The organism is Blastocatellia bacterium, from assembly GCA_035573895.1.
Taxonomy (GTDB): Bacteria; Acidobacteriota; Blastocatellia; order HR10; family HR10; genus DATLZR01.
The window spans coordinates 65136-85814 of sequence record DATLZR010000009.1; the positions used below are offsets into that span (position 1 = coordinate 65136).

Consider the following 20679-nt stretch of genomic DNA (forward strand, 5'->3'; position numbering starts at 1 on the left):
GTTGAAACATGAGGTTTCGCCTGGGCCAGTTCACTCTGGATGTCGTTAGTGATGGGCGCTGGCGACTCGATGGCGGGATGATGTTCGGCATCGTCCCCAAGGTGCTCTGGGAGCGCGTCCTCCCGGCGGATGAAAAGAACCGCGTTCCCATGGCGCTCAATTGCCTTCTCATTCGCACGGGTCGTGATGTGATTCTCGTGGACACGGGGATCGGCGATACCTGGGATGACAAGTTCCGCCAGATATATGCCATTGACCGATCGTCCACGCTGCTGGGCTCTCTCGCCGCCTGCGGCGTGCGCCCCGAGGACGTCACGCTTGTGATCAACTCGCACCTTCATTTCGACCACGCCGGGACGAACACGTGTTACCGGGGAGATCGGCTCGTGCCGACATTCCCTCGCGCTCGGTACGTCGTTCAGCGCGGCGAATACGAACATGCCCGGCAGCCGCTGGAGCGCGATCGCGCCAGTTATCGTCCCGTCACCTGGGAACCGCTGGAGGACGCTGGACAACTGGACCTCATCGAAGGTGATCGCGAGCTTGTCCCTGGTGTCCAGGTCGTCAAAGTCGGCGGTCACAACCGGGACCTTCAATGCGTCATCCTTCGCTCGGGCGGCGAGACGGCGATGTTTTGGGGGGATCTCATCCCCCTGACGCATCATGTCGCGTTGCCCTGGATCATGGCCCTGGACCTCTATCCGGTCCAGACGCTGGAACAAAAGAGGCGATTGATCCCTCAGGCGGCACGCGAAGGGTGGCTGTGTTTCTTTTACCACGATACGCAGATTCCCGCCGGTCGCATCGTCGAGCGGGACGGAAAATTTCACGTCATCCCTGAGACAGGAGACATCTATGGCTGAAGCACAAATCGGGATCATTGGTGGAAGTGGATTCTATGAGATGGAAGGGCTCACCGACACCCACGAGGTAACGGTGGAAACGCCATTTGGCAAACCTTCGGACGCTTTCCTCCTGGGAAAGCTCGATGGCGTCCCCGTGGCCTTTCTGGCCCGTCCCGGTCGGGGCCATCGGCTGATGCCCTCGGAGCTTCCGTTTCGAGCCAATATCTACGCCCTGAAACTGCTCGGCGTCGAACGGATCATTTCTGTGAGCGCCGTTGGATCACTGCAGGAAAAGTACGCTCCTCTCGATATTGTCATTCCCGATCAGTTTTTTGATCGCACGCGCCATCGCGTTTCAACCTTCTTCGGCGATGGCATTGTCGCCCATATTTCCTTCGCCGATCCGGTCTGCCCGGTCGTGAGCGACGTGCTGGAGAAAGCCGCGCGGCAAGTGTCCGGCATCACGGTTCACCGCGGGGGGACGTATCTTTGTATCGAGGGTCCCGCTTTTTCCACAAAGGCAGAGTCGCACGTCTATCGTTCCTGGGGGATGGACATCATTGGCATGACCAACCTTCAGGAGGCCAAGCTGGCCCGCGAGGCCGAAATGTGCTACGCCACGCTGGCTCTGGTGACTGACTATGACTGCTGGCATCCGGGTCACGATGCCGTGACCGTCGAGATGGTCCTCGACTATCTCAATCGGAACACGGCCAATGCGAAAAAGATCGTCGCTACGGCCGTGCGTATATTCAAAGACATCCCCCGGGAGTGCCGCTGCCACTCGGCCCTTCGGCATGCGATTCAAACGGATCGGGCGAAAATTCCGCCGGAAACGGTGAAAAAACTCTCGGCTATCCTGGGTAAATATTTTCCCGTGGAAATTGAGGAGTAGATGGATCATGCGAGCGTATGTTCCTCGCCTCATGAATGGCGCGAATGAGCCTGGCCTGCCGGGATGGGGGGGAGGGAAAGAGCCACCCGTCTCGCGGATGTATCTCGGCCTGGCAATCACAGGCCTTTTGCTGGTCGCTCCCTTTGGCCTTCTGGCTTCCCCGCTGCATCCTCATCCCCAGGGGAGCGTGATCAGGGGGCCGCTGCGGGACCCCCGAAAACCCGAACTCGAACGAGCCGCCACCAAAAATCTCGAAGTGGCCCAGTTCTACCTGAAAAGGAAGAAATGGGCCGCAGCGGAAAATCGCCTCCAGAGGATTGTCGCGGAACATCCCGATTTTTCTCAAATCGCGCAGGTGTACTATCTCCTTGGTGAAGTCTATCGTCAGACGAACCGGCGAGAGCTGGCCATCGAACTCTACTCGCGGGTGGTCGAGGAATTCCCCGAGCATGAGATGGCCGCCCGCGCTCGCGAACGTCTTCGCCAGATGGGCGTCGAGTCGGTGAAGGAGCCAGGTCATCCTAAGTGATCTCGAAGAGGGAGCCACATTTTCATCACCGCTTCAGCCGAAGCCGCAAAACGGACAACTTGCACAGAACCTGGCGGCAACGGCTGTCACACGCCGCGATCCCGTTGCCCTGACTCCCGGACGATCTCCAGCCTGTTGATCGAGGAGGTTACCGGAGGTGGTTCTCTTCCCCCACCTTGCGTCCCAAGCTCAGGCCATATCAGTTGAAAGCACCCGCACCGTGGTCCTTTCCGCAGCGCGCGCAGGGTGTCACGGGTTCCGTGTTATCCACACGGTGTTTCACCGCAGGAAGTGCGCGCAAGAAAGCAAAGACGGCTTTCAGATCGCCATCAGTCATCTTCCCGTAGACAGCCCAGGGCATGAGCGGATTGAGGGCGCGAGCCTTCACATGCCCTGTGCGCATGGCCTCGATAAAGAGCGTCTCGTCATAATAGGAGATGCCCGAAGGATCCGGGGTGATATTCGCAGCGGCCACGCTTCCCCAGGGTCCCTTGAAAACCATGCCCCCGGCAAACTCCATCCCTGGCTGGGGGCGACCCTGATCAATCACTCCCACTGTATGGCAGGTGAAGCAATCTCCCAACGTGACGAGATACCTGCCCCAGGCGATCGGATCGTTGCGGTCGGGGGCGACGACAGGCTGATTCAGTGGCTCGACCGGTGGAAGATGCTCGGCAATTTCCCTCGGCATCTGCATGGGCGGCAGGGCGTTCGAGACCGGTTCAAGCGATCGGAGATAGACGACCACTGACGCCACATCTTCGTCGGACATCTGACGATAGTTCAGATAGGGCATGAGCGGGAACAACCGACGACCGTCGCGTCCGATACCTTCGCGGATGGCTCGGGCAATCTGTGGATCGGTCATCTGGCCGATTCCCGTCCGGTCATCGGGAGTGAGATTGGGAACGACGACCCAGGTGAACCCTTCCATGGGGAAAACGGTCCCGGCACCTTTTTGACCCTCCAGAGGGGGTGCGCCCGGCTTTTTCCAATCGTTTGCGGAGTGGCAATGAAAACATCCGGTCACGGCTTCCACCAGGTAGCGGCCACGTTCAAGGCGAGCCGGTGTCGGTTCAAAACGAGAGGCGGTGAGCCCATTCGATGGTTGAACCGTCTCCGAGCCATTGCGGCGACACCCAGGAGTCAGGCCAAGGGTGACGATCAGCAAGAGAGCTGATAGCTCGTTGCATCTCATCTGAAAAGGCCTCCTTTCACGAAGGGACACACCGTTCCATCCGTATCCAAATCCTCTCAGGAGGTCGGATGTAAGCAGTGGAATGCTTATTGCTCGCCCGACGAGCAATGAGCGTGAATGAGTGGGGAATCAGTGGGGTTGGTTCGTACCGGGTGCGTCCTCAGATGTTCTGGGGTAGCCCAACTGATTCCAGCGCAACATACCCCCGGCGATGTTGAAGACCTCGGTGAAGCCCGCTTGCTGCAGGATTCCGGCGGCCGTGTGCGACCGCCCGCCACTCCGACAGATGGTGAGGATCACGCGATCCCGATAGGACTCGATCTCGGCCAGCCGCTTCGGCAACTGGTGAACGGGAATAAGAATGCTGCCGGGAATATGTCCCAGCTCCCCAACGTACTCGTCGGGGTTGCGAACGTCGAGGACGAGAATTCGCTCACCGTGGCGATCGAGCATCTCGCGGGCTTCTTCTGCTGTGATGGTCCTGATCGGCTGGGCATCAACGCCAAGCGTCAGCGGCATGGCGACCTCACAGACCGGCAGATCAACCGGAATCCATACAGCACGGGGGTCCTGCGTGCAGGCGTAATTGGCTCGAACGACGTCCTTCATCCACTCCGGCGGGGCGCACGCCGCAGCACTCAACCAGCGAACATACTCCTCGCGGGAGGCCACGCGCAGTCGCGGATTCGTTCGCCGCTCGGTTCCGAGCGTCGAGTGCGTCTTGCCCCGGTAGTCGTGAGCGGGAAAGATGAGCATGTCGTCGGGGAACTCCTTGAGCCTTTGCAGGCTATCGAAATGCTCGCCTGGATCACCGGTCGGTAAATCGGTTCGTCCTGCGCCCGCTTCGCCGATGAACAGGAAGTCGCCCGTGAGCAGACGATCATCGAGCACAAGCGTAATGCTGTCGTTGGTATGGCCCGGCGTGTAGAGGCAGCGGATGGAAATATCTCCGACGGGAATCGTCTCGCCATCCTCAACGCGATAAGTCGGACAATGAGGCCGCGCGACGCGATGCATCACGTAGGGCGCACCGGTGTGGTCGCAAAGTGCCGGACCACCGGAAATATGATCGGCATGCGTGTGGGTATCAATGATGAACGCCAGACGGAGCTTCTCAGCATCGAGCATCTTCACATAGTCCTCGACGCGATCGAGAACCGGATCCACCAGCGCTGCCTGGCGGGTTCTCTCACAGGCGATGAGGTACGTTCGACAGGGACCGGGATTGAGTTGTGTGAAGATCATCGTCCATCTCCCTCAGGGAGCACATGGGAGGCGCACGAATCGGCGCCTGTGGTCATGCTCATATCTATTCCCGGTCTCATCCGAAGCGAGATCGTGGTCGTCCGCCGCACGCATCTTCACCGTCCGGATGGAGACTGGGCATGCCGGTCGAGATAATCCAGCAACGCTGTCGCTGCAACTTTGACGCCAAGCGGCAGGCACTCTTCGTCAATATCGAACTCCGGCGTGTGGATCATCGCCCGAATGCCTTTGGCCTCGTTGCGGACGCCGAGGAAGAAAAAGAAGCCGGGAATCAGCCGGGCATAATAGCTGAAATCTTCCGCGCCCATGTGTGGCTTGGGGGTGACCAGGTTCGCTTCACCGAGCACCCGACGAAACGAGGGCAGCGATTCCTCGACAAGTTGCGGATCATTGTAGGTGACGTGCGCGCCCTCTTCGTAAGTCATCTCATAGCTTGCGCCGAAAGCCTGCGTCACGCCCTTCAATGTCTGATGCATCAACTCCTTCACCTGGGCTCGCACGGCCTCATCATGGGTGCGGACGGTTCCCTCCATCACCACTTCGTCGGTGATGATGTTGAAGCGGTTGCCCCCGTGGATGCTGCCGATGGTGAGGACGAGAGGTTGCAGCGTATCTACCCGGCGGCTGCGGATGGCCTGCAGCGCGAGGACGGCCTGAGCGGCGACGACGACGGCATCAACTCCTTCATGGGGATAGGCCCCATGAACCTTGCGACCGCGAATGGTGATCACGAAACGATCGCTTGAGGCCATGGCCGGACCGATATGATACCCGACCTTCCCCACGTCAATCCGGGGATCGCAATGCAGTCCGAAGATGGCGGCGGGGCGGGGATTGTCGAGCGCTCCTTCTTTGATCATCAGTGGGGCGCCCCCTTCTTCTCCGGGCGGCGGGCCTTCCTCAGCGGGTTGGAAGAGGAATTTGACCGTTCCTCGAATCTGATCCCGCATCTGACTGAGGACAGCCGCCACGCCGAGTCCGATGGCCGTGTGCGCGTCGTGACCGCAGGCGTGCTTGACGCCCGGATTCTTCGACTTGTAGGGAACGTCAATCGTCTCGGTGATCGGCAGCGCATCCATGTCGGCGCGATACGCGACGACCGGACCGGGCAGCGCCCCGCGCAGCAGCGCAACCACACCGTGCCGGGCGACACCGGTTTGCACCTCCAGTCCCAACCGCCGCAATTCCTCGGCCACGATTCGAGACGTTCGTTCCTCACGATTGGAGAGTTCCGGATAGGTATGAAAATCGCGCCGCAGCGAGATGAGTTTTTCTCGCATTCCCTCGACGGCACGAGCAAGACGTTCATCGCGAGAAAGATGTTGTTGCGTCATCATGGGTTTACTCATAAGCGTCACCATCATCACGAGCGCAGCAAAAACAGTGATCGCTCGCCTCCAGATACTCATGGCGTTCCTCCCGAAAGGGGCATCCAGTCGCTCCTCGGCTGAATTCGGCCGCCACGGAGTCGCACCAGTTTCGAATGAAGCAGAGGTTGTGACGGATTTTTCCCATTCTGCCTGGCCGACCGACTTCGTTTGACCCACGCGCATGCCCTCACGACGGCCATTGTAGCGGCTGCCGGGGGAAGGAGGCAAGCACCTGTGAAAGAAAACTCCTCGGTGGTTATTGCCATCCGAGGTACCCCGCATCACCGCTCGGCCACCGCGACGGGCGAACGGCTCGTCTGTTACTTCTGTTCCGTCCGACCGCTGGCGATCAGGTGAATATTTGCCATGAATGAACGAAACCAGGCCCGTTTCAAATGCTCTAGCTTTCCACAGGCGGCGGAAGAGCGACTCCTATCCGGAAGCGAACAAGAGGGCACGATCTTCCCCCCTTGATAGGTCCATCATGACGAAGAACTCAGCCGGGTAGAGATAATCTTCCCCCGATTCATCAATTACCCGTAGGTGCTTCTCCCTCTGTGCCGCCTCATCCAGCAACACCCGATAGAGCTTGGACATCTCCAGAAATGAATGGGTGAGCACAACAAGGGTACGCGCCCTTCAGAGGCCTGATCTCGCGGCTGCCGGGAGGATTAAGCAAGCATTGTGAGAGAAAAGTCATCGCCTGATCCACCGACTCAGCGCAGGCCGTTACCGCTGCGACCCTCTCCCGGCAGACGACGATCCTTCAACTCCGCAGGGATCCACGGCTCGGCTATCGCCGCCCCATCCTTCCGGGGGTCCGATGCCCCGTAGTTGACACCGGTCGAGGCATTCCGCATCACCGCCTGGCCGCCGCCCATTTGCGGCGAATAATCGCCTCGCACCTCGATTTCATGACCTTTGCTCGCCAACTCCTGTCGGACGGAGGCGGGGATGCGGGCTTCCATCTGCACATCGCACCCCTCGAACGTGCGCTTGGTGAAGCGGGGCGCTTCGAGCGCCATCTGAATGTTCATGCCGTGATCCACGATATTGGAGACAAACTGGGCATGAGCCTGTGCTTGGTTGAACCCGCCCATGATCCCGAAGGCAATACGAATATCCCCTTTCATCATGAACGCCGGGATGATTGTATGCAGCGGACGCTTGCGTCCCGCGACGACGTTTGGATGGCTCGGATCAAAGCTGAAGAGCGCTCCGCGATTTTGTAAAGCGAAGCCGGTTCCCTCGGCCACGATGCCGGAGCCAAAATTTTCGTAATTGCTCTGAATGAGGGAGACCATATTGCCCTCTCGATCCACCACGCTCAGGTAGACCGTATCCTGTCCCTCCGCCGGAGGCTCGCCAGCCGCGACATGGCAGTTCGCCTTATCCGGTGAGATCATTTTGGCACGCTCGCGGGCGTACTCCTTCGAGAGCAATCCGGCCACGGGAATTTTGTGGAATTTCGGGTCAGCCACGAATCGAATCATATCGGCGTAGGCCAGTTTCTTGGCCTCGATCATATAGTGCAGAGCCGCGACTGAATTGTGACCCCACTCGGACAGTGGGAAATTTTCCATGATATTGAGCATCTCCAGAGCGGCGATGCCCTGCCCGTTGGGTGGCAGTTCATAGACAGTCCATCCCCGATAGGTCGTCCAGATCGGTTCCACCCACTCGCTGGAGAACTCGGCGAGATCGTCCGGAGCGAATGCCCCGCCAAGCCGTTCCGATGCGGCCAGAATCCGTCGGGCGATCTCGCCCCGGTAGAAGGCATCACGGCCGTGAGTCGCAATCTGTCGGTAGGACCACGCCAGATCAGGATTCCGAAAGACCTCGCCCACGCGAGGAGCCCGCCCCGAGGGCAGGAAGGTTCGCCGTGCTGCGGGGTCACGTTGAAGAATTCGCTCATTGGCCGCCCACAGCACGGCCACCTGTTCCGTTACAGGGAATCCTTCCTCGGCGTAGTAAATGGCCGGAGCCAGCACTTCCGCCATCGTCAATCGGCCAAAACGAGAGAGGAGCTTATGCCACCCATCAACTGTTCCCGGAACCGTCACCGCGTCAATACCTCGCTGCGGCATAGAGCGGTGCCCCTTCTCTTTGAGCCAGTCCAGGGTCATTCGAGCCGGTGCCCAGCCGCTGGCATTGAGACCGTGGAGCTTTCCCGTCCGGGCTTCGTAGACAATGGCGAATAAATCGCCGCCGATACCGTTACTCATAGGAGCCACCACGCCCATCACCGCATTGGCCGCGATGGCGGCATCTACGGCGTGACCCCCACGAGCCAGAATCATGGCTCCCGCCTGCGCCGCCAGCGGATGTTCGGCAGCGACAACGCCTCCGACCGATATGACCATCGAGCGGGCCTGCGACCGATCTTGCTCATAGACCGAGGGGGACATCATAGTGATCACCATTATCACCAGCATCACATGGGCCAGTCTTTTCATCTTCTCCTCCCGGACCGAACCATTGAGCGGTTCTCCGCATGAGAGGTCAATTTGCGAGAGCTTTTACTTTTATTGAATGCGAACGGTAGACCATCTGCCTTCCCCTGTCAAGAACCAAACTCTTCCGACTCCTAATGCAGCAGGGCCATGCCGATCTCAGGTGAGCCGGCAAAAGGAGTCCAGCCCCAGCACCACGCACTGTGATGCCAGTGGCTAGCGAGGTATATCATGGATGGATGCCCGCGTCGGATGGAGGGCACCAGCGCCGCATTTCACGCTTCAGGAACGGAAGAATCCGCCGGGATGAGAATCGCCATTTGATCGTTCCTTTGTGCCGGGAATAGGCTGAGCAGCAAGGGAGCCACCGGCGTTCTCGCCGGCTCTGGCCTTGCGCACCTCCATCAGCTTGCCGCATCGGAGGCACTGAGGGATGGAGCCCGTAGAGAGTTGCCCGGCCTCACAAAACGAGATGACAGAGGCCACTCAGGTGCTGTAAGCTCTTTCAACGGCAATCGTCGGGGGCTGCCGATCATGAGGTTCGTCGTTGATGTGATGCTCGGCCGGTTGGCCCGCTGGCTGCGAATTCTCGGATTTGATGCCGTCTATCTGCGGGATGCCCGCGACGACACCCTCATCCGGCTGGCGGAAGATGAGGAGCGAGTCCTCCTCACCAAAGATGCCCGGCTGCTTCAACGGGTGCGGGTCAACGGCTATCTCGTGCGCAGCCGCACCTGGGAAGACCAACTCCGTGAAGTCATCACTGAGTTCCAGCTTCAGCCGCTCATTGATGCTTTCAGCCGTTGCCTCGAATGCAATGTCCCATTGACTGAAGTTGAGAAGGAGACCATTGCCAATCGTCTCCCTCCACGCGTCACCGAATGCTGCCAGGAATTTTATCTTTGCCCCTCATGTCAACGAATTTACTGGAGCGGAACCCATGTTGAGCGTATGAGCGAGAAAATCGCTTCCCTCCTCCGTGAAGTCAGCGAAGCAGCCGGCGAGCACGAGCCCTGCTCTCACGATTCCCCTGAGCGGCGTTGATGTTTTGCTTCGACTTCTTCCAGCCGCTCAAACGCCCGTCGGAGATGGGGGATGGTGATCGAGCCGCCCACGACCAATGCCACATTAAAGGCTTCGAGAAACTCCTCCCGGGTCACACCCTCCTCGTGGCAGCGAATGATATGGTAGGTGATGCAATCGTCGCAGCGGAGGACGAGTGAGGCAACCAGCCCGAGCAGCTCCTTCACCTTTGTGGGAAGAGCGCCCTCCAGATAAGCCTGATGGTCCAGTGCAAAGAATCGCTTGATGCCCAGGTGGTCTGTGCTGAGAATTTTTTCGTTCATCCGTCGTCGGTATTCCTGCCACTCTTCGAGCGTCATAGGTCTCGCCTCCTGTCGGTTCAAAAGGCCACTAGGATAAACGCTCTTCCGCCAATGGTAAATAGAATCGGCGCTTTCGAGCTGCCGGAGAACCCGATTCTTCTTGCAACAGAAAGCGGGAATAGACGTAATGCCATCTTTAGGACCGAGCCGAATCATTCCGAACGAAGTGTGTGCTCATGGTGGCCCGGTTTCGCTCAAGTCGCGGAAAGGCCCACGGTTTTTGCAGCGCGACCCGGAGTGCGTCGCTTCCGCTTCACGCCAGGGTCCTGTGTGGCGCGGGGTTTCCGGCCGGCGTGTCTTTCACAGACTTGAAAGCCTCCGCTGCCAGTGGCCCAGCCGCTACAGAGTCCGCCGGCGGCTTGGTAGATTTGACGTTCTCACCTGTCAGGGCGACAATTATAGCCCATGTCAGTCACAGTAAAGGGGACATCGCTGCCCGGAGTGATCGTGATTGAACCTCGCGTCTATCACGATCACCGTGGATTTTTCCTCGAAACGTATCACCTGCAGAAATACACAGCGGCGGGGATCACCTCGGTGTTCGTTCAGGACAATCTCTCGCATTCGCGTGCGCAGACCGTTCGAGGGCTTCACTACCAATTGCGCCGTCCCCAGGCCAAGTTGATCACGGTGTTGCAGGGGGAAATTTTCGACGTTGCCGTTGACATACGCCGGGGCTCACCGACATTTGGACGGTGGGTGGGCGTCCGCCTTTCAGCGGCGACGCGACAACAGATATTCATCCCCGAGGGGTTTGCTCATGGATTCTGCGTGTTGAGCGAAACAGCCGACGTCCTCTACAAGTGCAGCGATTTTTACGATCCCACCGATGAGTATGGAATCCTCTGGTCGGATCCGACGCTTGCTATTGAGTGGCCGGTTACCACGCCCATTTTATCGGCCAAAGACAGCAAGTATCCGACGCTCGCGGAGATCCCCGCCGATCACCTCCCCACGTTTACGCCCGTGGTCGCATCCGTTGACTCTCCCACAGGAGAGTAACCCAGCGACTGCACGCGCGCCTTCAACGGATGACGACGAAAGAATTGCTCTCGCTGGTCAGCCAGCGCTTCAGACAACGTCACCATGAGCTTGTTCACGTCAATCGGTTTCTCCAGGAACGCGAAGGCCTCATGGTCCATCGCTTCGATGGCGGCAGGAAGACTTCCATCTCCGGTGATCATGATGACCTTAGTGTAGGGCGAAAGAGCGCGGATCTCCCCGAGCGCTTGAAGGCCGGACATTCCCGGCAGATGAATGTCCAGCAAAACGATGTGATAGAAGCGTTGCCGGAGGGCCATTATCGCGGCCGTCGCATCCTCGGCCTCCGTCACGACATACCCGCTTGTCTCCAACACGCACCGGAACAGCTCCCGCACCTCCCGTATATCATCAACGACCAGAACGTAGGGTTTCTCAAACATCGTTAGAACCTCCTTGACAGATCCTCCGCAGGCGATCTCCACCTGCATTGGCTTAAACGTGAAACCTTCTCGGCTCTACCGCCGAAACGTATCCATCTGCCGATTCCCTCCTCCGCATCCGGGAAATCCCCGGGGACGCGCTCCACGAGGAGGCGAAGCACAGTGTCTTCTCCCCCTCGCCAGGGCCAGAGGCGCGGAAGGCGTGGACACGGCAGATGTTTTCTTTCCCCGTCATCGCTAGTTTGTCACCAATCGGCTGCGCAGGGGTTTTTGCAGAAATAGCTCTTCGCGCTGCTGAACGAGTGCGCGCGAGAGTTTCATCATGAGCTTCTTCATGTCAATGGGTTTTTCCAGATACCCGAAGGCTGCTCGATTGAGCGCATCAATGGCCGATTGAGGACTGGGATACGCTGTGATCATGATGACCCGGCAGAGCGGCTGAAGTTCTTTGATCTGCCTGAGCGCATCGAGACCGGATACCCCCGGGAGGTGAATGTCGAGAAGGACCACGTTAAAGAAATCGGCCTTAAGAGCAGCCATTGCTGAAGGGACGTCTTCAGCCTCGGCCACCTCGAAGTGGTTGATCTCCAGAGCAGCCCGCAGTGACTTCCGCAGCTCCGGATCGTCATCCACAATAAGAACGCGGTGAGTCATCGGCACCCTCCTTATGTGTGATCGCCCTGGCACCCGGTAGCGAGCAAACGCGTCACCGTCCGATCTCGCCAAAGAGTCAAAAGCTGAACGAGATTGCCAGGGTTAAAAGGTTTGGCCATCGTCAAAACTGAGGGAACGGCGGAGTGGGAGGAGACGGCCTCTTCAACATTCTCGTTCCGACGGAGAAAGATGTAGGCTGCTCGAGGATCAATCTCGCGGAGAAAGAGTAGCGACTCCGTCAGACCGCGTCCCTCTTGATGAAGAACGACGCCGTTGCATCGCAGGGCAGAGAGCGCGCCAATGGCATCACCGAGGGAGACAAACACCAGCACCCGAACGCCGAGCGAACCCAAGATATATCGAAGCCATTCGGTCAGCACCCGGTCTCGGGTGACGAGCCATACTATCGCCTCGCGCTGCAACGGGCTGAAGGCCCGCAGGAAGTCCTCCCGACGGGATGGCTGCGGTAGGTGTTTCATAGCTCCTTCACGCATGAGCGACGTGAAAAGCTCTCTGCTCCCGGATGACGCCATTAAGATGAGGAGGCCATCGGGCATTTGACGTCGAAGTTCCCCGAGAATGTCACGACCCGAAACTCCCGGCAGCTCGACGTCCAGTAGGACCCCGTCGAAGGTTTCCGCCTGGAGCCAATCGTAAATTTCCTCTCCGTTCGAAGCCACGGCCACCGTCATATCGTGTCGCTCAAGAGTTTCTGTGATCGCCCGTACGAATTCGCTGTCATTATCCCCGACAAGCAGATGGAGCTGGCCGACGGGCACCAGCTCATTCTCAACCGACAAGGAGTAGCTCTTGAGCATCCTTCTCCCTCCCCGCGGAGGACATCTCCCCGGTCAGTGACGCCGGCTCCGGGGGCAAAAGCGCTGGCAGCCAGATGGAAAATCGCGTTCCTTTTCCGACAGCGCTTTCACAGGTGATCTCACCCCCATGAGCCTCGATGAGCTTCTTGCTCACGGCAAGACCCAGGCCGACCCCTTTCGGTTTGGTGGTGAACAAAGGCTGGAACAAACGGGCCCTTTGTTCCTCCGTCATCCCGCAGCCCGTATCGGTGACGGTGATCTCGATCCGCTCGCCTCTGCTTCTCACCGCCACCTCAAGGTAACCGCCACCGGGCATCGCCTGGACAGCATTAGCAATCAGGTTCAAGAGCACTTGATTGATCTGGGTTGAATCCGCCATGGCCCGTACCGGTTCCTCCCCCAAACTAACCCTGAGCGCGACCGTCGAAGGAATCACCGATGATTCAATTGCCTCCTGAACCACATCCCGAAGGTCCACCTCCTCGCACATTGGCTCGCGTGTGCGGGCAAAATCGAGCAGATTGGTGATGATCCGGTTAGCAGCGGCAATCTGGTGCGCAAGGATGGCCAGGTGTTGAGCAACTTCTCCGCCGGCGCTGAGGACTCTCTTCAAAACGTAAACCGACGTCGCCATCGTGCTCAGCGGATTCCGAAGCTCGTGGCCAAGGGCACCGGCAAGGGTTCCTAAGACGGCAAGCTTCTCTCGCCGGACAAGCTCCTCGTGCGCGGCTCGGAGTTCTTCCGTGCGTTGCTCAACGAGCGCTTCGAGTTTAGTGTTCATTGCCTCAAGAGCCGCCAGGGACTCCTGAAGTTGTTTTTGCTTCTGGGCCAGGGATTGAGCCATTCGATCGAAGGCTCGTGCCAGTTCACCGAATTCATCCTCGGGATAATCGCCCGTGCTCGCCATGACGTGGCCCTGCTCGAGAGCACGAATCGCCATGAGGAGCCGTCGGATGCGGAGACCCAGAAGGTGAGGAACTCCGGCCGTGATCCCCGCAATGAGCAGGAGAGTCACAACAAGCATCACAAAGAGGAACCGATCAGCTAGCCTGGTTAACTCCCGGATGAACGAGAAAAGCCGCTGCCGTTGGCTCTGACTATATTCCATCAACTGAACGTGCGCTTGCTTCATCTCGGCCAGGGGGCGCAAAATGTCATCACGGGTCGTCGTTGGCGGATTCTCCCACCGAAAGCCGGATGCCCGATACGTCGCCATCACTGCCGAGAACCACCGATCGGACTGTTCTCGCGCCGTGCGGAGCAGAGTGCGAGCCCGGCTATCAGGCGGCTGCTCTTGTTCGGCGGCGCGATAGAGAGTCTGCAACCGTTCATGCAGCGCCGCCATCTCGCGCTCCCATTCGGGGGTCTGCCGCGCGGGCACGTCCCGTGCTTTCTCTTCAAGCTGAGAGGTCAGATGACGAATCTCATTTAAGGCAACATCGAAGCGGCTCAGCCCTCCCGCCAGGACTTCATAGCTTTGAATAAGCTCCCGTCGGATGACCCATTCAATGCCTCCGATGACCAGCACCAGCATGTAGACGAGTAACGAGCCGAAGAATACCTGACGCCCAATCTTTGTAAAAAACGGTCGCCTCATCGTCACCCCAATGCCAAGAATCATCTCCCATGCAACACAAGTTCCACACATGGGCGCTTCATGACTACCAACGGGAAAGGTCCTAGAACCATTTGAAGAGACGGGGATTAGGAGTCAGGATGAGCATTCACCGGAAAACTCTCCGCTGAACTTTCGGGAAATAGAGGTTTCATCATTGAAACACCTTTGAGCACCGCCCCTGAGACTAACTCTTTCCGTTACATGGAATTACCCTCGATTTTTCACGCCTGCAACAATTCTACTGATCCGTGCAATGGTAGGACACGCTCTCCGCAAATCAATGTCCTGGGCGCCTTTGTCAAATCTGGAGCTAAAGAGTCAACCGGGACAATCGCCCGGTCCGCTCATGTTTACTTTTGCAAAATCAGGGGGATAGGATTTGTCGCAGGAACCGATTCCTTTTTCGATGCATCAATGGCCCAGACGCTCGCCGTATCCACGACGAGATCGTTCGGACCGCCGTAGAATTGATCCAGTGCCCCATCAAGGGCGATGCTGGAGATGCTCTTCAGATTGACCTCATCCGCATCCGGCTCATAGTTTGCGGAGATGCGAGCGTACGCCACGTACACAGGAATCGGTTGCCCTTCATGGAGCTGGGCGAGAAAGGCTTGCTTGCCCGTTGCCGTCGGATTTTGCGCCTGGAGTCCGGGAATCTCACCAAACGCTGTGCTAACACAAACCGGTGCCAGGACCGCTCAGCCGCCCACGTAAACCCGTCCGATCTGCAAAAACAAAGTTCACTATCCAATCGGCTGCTCGAATCCAGCAGGCAGGGTTCGCCAGATTCGTCCTGGCATTCGGGTTTCCCCCGAAGACGACCCGCCGGACGGCATCATCATGACTGAGTGAGTATTTCGACGAACACTCGCGCCACAAGTCCCCCTCAACTGTGCGCAATCATGTCGAGTCGGCCTCCGGTACGCCAGCGAGGTTCGAGAAGTTCCCACAGCATCCCCGCATTCTCTTAGTCTTCGACAGCGTCCAGTGACCGAAGCCGACCACCGCCCGATACGTCGTATAAGCCCAGCGGAAGAAATTCTGTCCCAGGGCCCGGACCACCGATTCGGTCTTGCAGAACGTGCCGTGGACAAGGAGCAGCAACCGATCTTTCGCTGGGCTGGGCAGTCGCGTCCAGGGTCTCTGTTGGTCGAAAGCCTCCAGTCTTCCCTCAGGACTGATCATCCCCAGTCGTTCTGCAGGGACAACATCCCGGTCGTATGGCTCGACGAGCTGAAGCAGAAGCCTTTTCTTTTCTTCGCCACTGATTTTGTCAACGGTCCAGCGGGCAACAACACGAGGGTAATCCCAGAACACGCGTTCTCCCGCGAGAAGGGTGCGAACGCGGTCGCGCTGCATCGTTTGGCTCAGAGGTGAGAGCGGCAGGATCTTTCCGCCGGCGATCCACTTTGACCCAGTAACGGATGCCGTTGGGCTCTATCAGCCGCAACTTCACCTGATTGGATGATAGGAGTCGCCCTCCGCGTGTTGGCATCGAAGGGAGAAGCTCCATTGTCGGACCGATCGCCAGCTCAACAATTTGCGCGGTAGTGGCCCTGGGACGCCGGCTGGAGGAGTGTGAACGAGGGAGCAACAACGGCCGGTCCTTCTACTCGGCCGTCGCTTCTTTTTCTCCTGCGGCGTGAGGCGTCCACAGCGACTCCAGCAATCGGGGTGTGGGGTCTCCGTAGAGCACGAGACTCGCCCAGCTTGCCACCGCCCGGGGCGGCGATGTCCACCGGAGCCTCGCCCGAAGGCGCGCCCGACCAAGCGCCTCGCCGAGACTCAGTCGGTCGAAGATCAACCCTCGATAGAAATCAATCGCCACGTGCGTCGCAACTTCATCGTCCAGCTTCCAGAGCGGAGCGATATAAGCCGCCACCCCCTGATTGATGAACGCCGTTGCTAGGCCGAAGACCTCACCCTGATACCGGGCTACAATCCGTCCTGCTTCTTGAGCCGCTTCGCATGCACTGGCGAACACGAGCCAGGGTGGCGATGCCGTCCACGCCAGCGTATTGCGAATCTCTCGCGCCCGTATCACCCCATCGCTCAAAAGCCACGCGCTCGCTTCGGGGTCCCTCCCGTCAAATCGGGCGTGACCGGCATAGTGAACGATGTCGTAACGCCCCCGCCGGAGCAGGCGACGAAAATCATTCCCCGTCAGCCTCCGGCCAATCACTCGCGTCACCCGAACCGGTGGAATGCCCGCCAGCTCATCGTTCAAGCGCTCGAACGCCTCCGCGACCAGATGCGCCTCGTGCTCGGCTCCTGGCAAAGACGACGGCACAAACCCGAATCTTTTCTCCCACCGCGTCTGGAACTCGGGCGCCAGCGGGGGATTGCCGATGACGAGCACCTCGATCGGGCCCGGCCGGCGACGCGTGATCCGCCGGGCTCGCGACGCCTCCATGAAAACCTGCCGTCCGACGGCATACCGCTCGCAGATCAACCCTCGACCATCCGACATCAACTCCCACGGATACCGCATCAGCTCCCGAGGAATTTGCAATCGGAGATGTGGGAACTCCCCCTCGTTGATTGCTTCTTTGCGTTCGGCCTCCAGCCGATCTGCGAGATCTTGCAGAACGTCCTCGCCGAGCGTCCGGCCGAGCGACTCCAGATCATCCAGCACGTTCGGATTCTCATCCACGGTGGCAAGAAGTTGTTCCAGGGTGTTGACCGTTTCATCGAGCGCAGGCCGATAAATGCGGCTTTCATGCTCAGCCACAACGGCCCCTGCCACTGTGGATTCCAGCCGAAGTCGAAACATCTGCCGATCGGCGTCGGCTTCGTTCACTTGAGTATCCACAGACAGCGTCAGCGCCCGGTGCGGTCCGAGCGACTGAAATTGTCGCTTCAATCCCTCCAGCACGGAGTCCGGACTGAGCAATCGTTGCATCAATGCCTCACGCGCCGGTCCGGTCGCATCGGCGAGCATCGAACTGACGAGCCGCCACAGGACGTGCGGTTTCTCCTGAATGAGCTGAAGAGCGCCGATGAATGCCGCCCAGTGAACCTGCCGCGAAAAATTCAAATCGAGATAGTTCGAGTGGGCGAGATGAAAGCGCGGTCCGGTTTCGGCCTCGATTTCCTCGGGCGGCCGCAGGGGTGGAAAAACAATCGAAAGTCCTCGATCCGACCGAGGCCAGGCAGCGATCAGCACAGAACGATTCGAAGGAGTCCCTCGCGTGAACATGGTGAGAGACTTCTCCGCCAGCGCCGCCAACTGTCCCGCCCGCTCCCGCTGACCGTAGTCGCGGGGAGCCTCGGTCAATTTCCTGTGAAGCTCGCGCGAGAGGCTTTCGAGCAGCTCCAGCACGTCTACTGCCGGAAGACGGTCGCCGAGCCTCCAGGCATGGTGCATTCTTTCTTTGGGGCTCACGGCGTGGATCCACTCAAGCGACAACGCCGCTCGACGACACGCATCCAGCACATGCCAGTCGCCCAGACTCTGCAACAGCGCCATCGTGAGCGCGTCGAAGCCACGGGCAAAATTGGCGAGAGCCATCAGGTCTATGGCAGCCACCCGAACATCTCCTTCAGGGTAGCTTTGGGCATAACGATCTGCCACCATCTGGATGATAAGTTTCGCCAGATCGTGAACTGTGGTCGGAGTCCGCGCGAGGCATTTCTGCCACCCTGTCAGGATATGCCGATAGGGCCAGCCGTCATCGGGGACAAATCGCTGCGATGCAACCAGCACTCGGGCCAGACCTTCCATCTGATAGGCAATCTCGACGAACGCACTCGCCCCCATATCCAATCCCACGAGATCAATGGGACGATTGAGCGACGTGACGACCTCATCGAGAATGGTCCGCAGTTCCCATGCCTCCAGCGCATCATTGCTCGTTTTGTCGTGGCAGATGGAGAAAAGGTGTCGTTCGACCCAGGTCGCAAGCTCCGATTCCTTACGATTCCATCCTCGACCGGGGAGATTTTCCAGGAGGTAATACGGATTGATCCCCGGGCTACCGAAGACCACGGCGATATGATCAGCGGGCGCGTGCTCGATCCCCCAGAGCAAGAAATCCACGGCCACTTTCGGCTCACCGGTATTGATCCGACCGAGGTGCATCGTGGGCTCCGGGCACTGTCGCCGCCCCTCGGGCAGGAGATACCGTCGCGCTCCATCAGGGCGGTCATGTTGCACGACGACGTGGACATCGGGCGAGCTGCCGACGCGGCAAATCTCCTCACAATCATCCTCGATGTCTGCCGCAAGATGATTGTCTCCGCACAGGTAGAAGAAAAAGGCCCACTGTTTGCGTGCTGCCGTGACGGGACCTCTCCGTCGCACGCTAACAGCGGAGCGCGGCGTCAAGAGCCTCTGCTGCGATCTTTTACGGCGACGCATGCGATCTCCAGTCTACCCCCGGGAGGCAGGAACGTAAGGCAATCCCCCTCTGCGAATGAACCATCGCGGGCTCGAACAGTCCACGCCTGGGCCGATAATCCGCGCCACTTACTCGAGCGGCGACAAAAATGGCCGATCTAAAACCTGTTTGCGACCTTCGAGCTGGGGAACCTGGGAGAATTTTCCTTGCCGGAGCAACTCGATGGTGCGCGCGTGAAGTTCACGGTAGGTCAGTTGACCTTTCTTCTCCTTGATGGCGGCCACCAGGTGATAGGTCAATGCCCCGTTGAAGCTTCCCCCGATGTAAGCGTCCGCCGACGTCTGCGTATCTCGACAGCCGGAGATGAGAATCTCAGGGATGTCAACGAAGACGACATCCTGGCTTCTCCGCGCCCGGCGCAGGAGGTCCCGCCGTCCGCCTCGCACAACCCCGCTCAGACGACGACCTGACTCTACAGCAACGAGATCCCAGGGGCTGGGAAGGAACCGCTCTTTCGAAGGAACATCCGGCGGCTCAATCGCTCGCGTGATCGTTCCCGAATGGCAGCAGTCCATGATCACGGTCAGGTTCACGCCCGCAGGCAGTCCGTCAAAGGTCCGCCGGAGCCAGTCATCCGTCAAGGGGTCTTTCCAATCAAGATCGGTCGGACAGAGGATCTCATCCCGACGATCGGCTTCATCGCCGTCGTTATCGGGCACATTCGAGCCGTGCCCGGAGTAATGCAAGAGCAGCACATCGCCCCGGCGGGCTCGACGCACGAGCTTCTCGATCTCGCGCTGGATTCGCTTCTTGGTCGCGTCGAAATCGGTCACGATCGTGATGTCCTTGTCGGCAAAGCCATAATACCGGGTCAGTGCTCCCTTGATGTTTTTGACATCGTTGACGCAGCCACGCAAATCTGCGCCCGGAATCCGATACCGGTTGATCCCGATCAACAAGGCCCGTTTCGCCATAACACCTCCAAAATTCTCCACGGATGGGTTAACGCGGATCGTCTGATTATCCGCGTCCATCTGTAGCGAGACTTTTCGCAGGTGAGTGGCTCGTCCGTCACTCTCGGTCACCCTGAGGGTGCGGGCGAAGATAAATGAAAAACTCTTTGTTCCCGTCGCCGCCGAGGATAGGGGATTCCATAGTGCCGAGGCAAATCAGATGGAGGTCATCTTCGGCAAAGGCGCGAATCTCGCCGACGACGCGGTCATGTGTAGCAGGACTGCGGACAATCCCTCCGGGGGAGATTTCGTGACGGCCCGCCTCGAACTGCGGCTTGATCAGGGCAATAATGGCTCCTGTTGGGGCCAGAAGGGGAACCACTGCCGGAAGAATTTTCTTCAGGGAGATGAACGAGACATCAATCGTGATGAGGTCGAACCGCACGGGAAAATCCTCGGGCTTGAGGTAGCGGGCATTGAGGCCCTCGCGGACGACGACGCGAGGGTCCCGTCGCAGTCGCCAGTCAAGTTGATAGCGCCCGACATCCACGGCGTAGACGGCTGCCGCTCCGTGTTGCAACAGACAGTCGGTGAAGCCGCCGGTTCCGGCCCCGACATCGAGGCACGTCAGTCCTCGCACATCCAGACCGAACGTCCGGAGCGCCGCTTCGAGTTTCATCCCACCCCGGCTCACGTAGGGATGCAGACGACCTTTGATCTCGACGCGTGCGTCCTGCGCGACCAGCTTCCCCGGTTTATCCACAACGAGATCATCTACCAGGACGTGACCAGCAAGGATGAGAGCCTGGGCTTTGGCTCGGGACTCGACCAGTCCTTCTCGAACGAGCCGCTGGTCTATTCGCTCTTTTGTCCTCTTCGGCGTGACCACCGCCAAAAATATAGCCCAGACGCTAGACCCCGCGCATGGTCA

20 protein-coding genes are annotated in these 20679 nt (G+C 58.9%); 5 read left to right on the forward strand and 15 right to left on the reverse strand.

The features are described 5' to 3' along the window. Positions 1 to 8 precede the first annotated feature (8 nt). From VNM72_00985 to VNM72_00995, 3 genes are read left to right on the forward strand one after another with little or no spacing between them, the layout of a single operon-like run. Positions 9 to 863, forward strand: a complete 855-nt coding sequence (locus tag VNM72_00985; protein HXF03974.1) for an MBL fold metallo-hydrolase — start codon at positions 9 to 11, stop codon at positions 861 to 863. After that, a complete protein-coding gene (locus VNM72_00990) occupies positions 856 to 1740 on the forward strand; it encodes an S-methyl-5'-thioadenosine phosphorylase (GenBank protein HXF03975.1) in 885 nt (294 codons plus the stop codon). Before VNM72_00985 ends, VNM72_00990 begins: the two co-directional genes overlap by 8 nt. 7 nt (positions 1741 to 1747) lie before the next feature. Further along, on the forward strand, positions 1748 to 2269 hold the full coding sequence (locus tag VNM72_00995) for a tetratricopeptide repeat protein (protein ID HXF03976.1): 522 nt from the start codon (positions 1748 to 1750) through the stop codon (positions 2267 to 2269). 199 nt (positions 2270 to 2468) lie between these two features. On the opposite strand, the gene VNM72_01000 is transcribed toward VNM72_00995, so the two are convergent. The 5 genes from VNM72_01000 to ggt form a co-directional block, all read right to left on the reverse strand. After that, the gene (locus tag VNM72_01000) at positions 2469 to 3467 is read right to left on the reverse strand and encodes a c-type cytochrome (GenBank protein HXF03977.1); all 999 of its coding nucleotides are present in this window, start codon (positions 3465 to 3467) and stop codon (positions 2469 to 2471) included. A 129-nt stretch (positions 3468 to 3596) separates the two neighbouring features. Beyond that, positions 3597 to 4712, reverse strand: a complete 1116-nt coding sequence (locus tag VNM72_01005; protein ID HXF03978.1) for an MBL fold metallo-hydrolase — start codon at positions 4710 to 4712, stop codon at positions 3597 to 3599. Positions 4713 to 4828: 116 nt separating this feature from the next. Next, positions 4829 to 6142: an amidohydrolase gene (locus VNM72_01010; GenBank protein HXF03979.1), complete on the reverse strand. Its 1314-nt coding sequence runs from the start codon at positions 6140 to 6142 to the stop codon at positions 4829 to 4831. Positions 6143 to 6535: 393 nt separating this feature from the next. After that, on the reverse strand, positions 6536 to 6724 hold the full coding sequence (locus VNM72_01015; protein ID HXF03980.1) for a hypothetical protein: 189 nt from the start codon (positions 6722 to 6724) through the stop codon (positions 6536 to 6538). A gap of 95 nt (positions 6725 to 6819) precedes the next feature. Next, positions 6820 to 8559 (reverse strand): gamma-glutamyltransferase, encoded by a 1740-nt coding sequence (gene ggt / locus VNM72_01020; protein ID HXF03981.1) that lies wholly within the window; start codon positions 8557 to 8559, stop codon positions 6820 to 6822. Positions 8560 to 9090: 531 nt separating this feature from the next. Here ggt and VNM72_01025 point away from each other — a divergent pair. Next, positions 9091 to 9600: a Mut7-C RNAse domain-containing protein gene (locus VNM72_01025; protein ID HXF03982.1), complete on the forward strand. Its 510-nt coding sequence runs from the start codon at positions 9091 to 9093 to the stop codon at positions 9598 to 9600. On the opposite strand, the gene VNM72_01030 is transcribed toward VNM72_01025, so the two are convergent. Beyond that, complete coding sequence (locus tag VNM72_01030) at positions 9576 to 9938, reverse strand: carboxymuconolactone decarboxylase family protein (GenBank protein ID HXF03983.1); 363 nt, start codon at positions 9936 to 9938, stop codon at positions 9576 to 9578. The two genes, VNM72_01025 and VNM72_01030, sit on opposite strands and share 25 nt — an antisense overlap. Positions 9939 to 10346: 408 nt before the next feature. On the opposite strand from VNM72_01030, the gene rfbC reads away from it, so the two are divergent. Beyond that, on the forward strand, positions 10347 to 10943 hold the full coding sequence (gene rfbC, locus VNM72_01035; GenBank protein ID HXF03984.1) for a dTDP-4-dehydrorhamnose 3,5-epimerase: 597 nt from the start codon (positions 10347 to 10349) through the stop codon (positions 10941 to 10943). Here rfbC and VNM72_01040 read toward each other — a convergent pair. The 9 genes from VNM72_01040 to VNM72_01080 form a co-directional block, all read right to left on the reverse strand. Further along, positions 10886 to 11365: a response regulator gene (locus tag VNM72_01040; protein HXF03985.1), complete on the reverse strand. Its 480-nt coding sequence runs from the start codon at positions 11363 to 11365 to the stop codon at positions 10886 to 10888. The genes rfbC and VNM72_01040 overlap by 58 nt on opposite strands. A 237-nt stretch (positions 11366 to 11602) precedes the next feature. Next, positions 11603 to 12019, reverse strand: a complete 417-nt coding sequence (locus VNM72_01045; protein ID HXF03986.1) for a response regulator — start codon at positions 12017 to 12019, stop codon at positions 11603 to 11605. An 11-nt stretch (positions 12020 to 12030) separates the two neighbouring features. Beyond that, the gene (locus tag VNM72_01050; GenBank protein ID HXF03987.1) at positions 12031 to 12837 is read right to left on the reverse strand and encodes a response regulator; all 807 of its coding nucleotides are present in this window, start codon (positions 12835 to 12837) and stop codon (positions 12031 to 12033) included. Continuing rightward, entirely contained in the window at positions 12809 to 14434 is a 1626-nt protein-coding gene (locus VNM72_01055) for an ATP-binding protein (protein ID HXF03988.1), read from the reverse strand. Before VNM72_01055 ends, VNM72_01050 begins: the two co-directional genes overlap by 29 nt. A 371-nt stretch (positions 14435 to 14805) precedes the next feature. Next, positions 14806 to 15027, reverse strand: coding sequence for a hypothetical protein (locus tag VNM72_01060; protein HXF03989.1), 222 nt, complete (start codon positions 15025 to 15027; stop codon positions 14806 to 14808). 328 nt (positions 15028 to 15355) lie between these two features. Then, positions 15356 to 15814, reverse strand: coding sequence for a hypothetical protein (locus tag VNM72_01065; GenBank protein ID HXF03990.1), 459 nt, complete (start codon positions 15812 to 15814; stop codon positions 15356 to 15358). Positions 15815 to 16064: 250 nt separating this feature from the next. Further along, positions 16065 to 18758 (reverse strand): CHAT domain-containing protein, encoded by a 2694-nt coding sequence (locus VNM72_01070; GenBank protein HXF03991.1) that lies wholly within the window; start codon positions 18756 to 18758, stop codon positions 16065 to 16067. Positions 18759 to 18923: 165 nt separating this feature from the next. Further along, on the reverse strand, positions 18924 to 19769 hold the full coding sequence (locus VNM72_01075) for a caspase family protein (GenBank protein ID HXF03992.1): 846 nt from the start codon (positions 19767 to 19769) through the stop codon (positions 18924 to 18926). A 97-nt stretch (positions 19770 to 19866) separates the two neighbouring features. Then, positions 19867 to 20637, reverse strand: a complete 771-nt coding sequence (locus VNM72_01080; GenBank protein ID HXF03993.1) for a TlyA family RNA methyltransferase — start codon at positions 20635 to 20637, stop codon at positions 19867 to 19869. Between the last annotated feature and the right edge of the window lie 42 nt (positions 20638 to 20679).

What these genes read in the sequence shown, in the direction of transcription:
- VNM72_01075 (HXF03992.1), bottom strand. Translation starts at nt 19,769, where the DNA reads ATGGCGAAACGGGCCTTGTTGATCGGGATCAACCGGTATCGGATTCCG.
- VNM72_01005 (HXF03978.1), bottom strand. Translation starts at nt 4,712, where the DNA reads ATGATCTTCACACAACTCAATCCCGGTCCCTGTCGAACGTACCTCATC.
- VNM72_01030 (HXF03983.1), bottom strand. Translation starts at nt 9,938, where the DNA reads ATGACGCTCGAAGAGTGGCAGGAATACCGACGACGGATGAACGAAAAA.
- VNM72_01050 (HXF03987.1), bottom strand. Translation starts at nt 12,837, where the DNA reads ATGCTCAAGAGCTACTCCTTGTCGGTTGAGAATGAGCTGGTGCCCGTC.
- VNM72_00995 (HXF03976.1), top strand. Translation starts at nt 1,748, where the DNA reads ATGCGAGCGTATGTTCCTCGCCTCATGAATGGCGCGAATGAGCCTGGC.
- VNM72_01055 (HXF03988.1), bottom strand. Translation starts at nt 14,434, where the DNA reads ATGAGGCGACCGTTTTTTACAAAGATTGGGCGTCAGGTATTCTTCGGC.
- rfbC (HXF03984.1), top strand. Translation starts at nt 10,347, where the DNA reads ATGTCAGTCACAGTAAAGGGGACATCGCTGCCCGGAGTGATCGTGATT.
- VNM72_01025 (HXF03982.1), top strand. Translation starts at nt 9,091, where the DNA reads ATGAGGTTCGTCGTTGATGTGATGCTCGGCCGGTTGGCCCGCTGGCTG.
- VNM72_01010 (HXF03979.1), bottom strand. Translation starts at nt 6,142, where the DNA reads ATGAGTATCTGGAGGCGAGCGATCACTGTTTTTGCTGCGCTCGTGATG.
- VNM72_01000 (HXF03977.1), bottom strand. Translation starts at nt 3,467, where the DNA reads ATGAGATGCAACGAGCTATCAGCTCTCTTGCTGATCGTCACCCTTGGC.
- ggt (HXF03981.1), bottom strand. Translation starts at nt 8,559, where the DNA reads ATGAAAAGACTGGCCCATGTGATGCTGGTGATAATGGTGATCACTATG.
- VNM72_01045 (HXF03986.1), bottom strand. Translation starts at nt 12,019, where the DNA reads ATGACTCACCGCGTTCTTATTGTGGATGACGATCCGGAGCTGCGGAAG.
- VNM72_01065 (HXF03990.1), bottom strand. Translation starts at nt 15,814, where the DNA reads ATGCAGCGCGACCGCGTTCGCACCCTTCTCGCGGGAGAACGCGTGTTC.
- VNM72_00990 (HXF03975.1), top strand. Translation starts at nt 856, where the DNA reads ATGGCTGAAGCACAAATCGGGATCATTGGTGGAAGTGGATTCTATGAG.
- VNM72_01040 (HXF03985.1), bottom strand. Translation starts at nt 11,365, where the DNA reads ATGTTTGAGAAACCCTACGTTCTGGTCGTTGATGATATACGGGAGGTG.
- VNM72_00985 (HXF03974.1), top strand. Translation starts at nt 9, where the DNA reads ATGAGGTTTCGCCTGGGCCAGTTCACTCTGGATGTCGTTAGTGATGGG.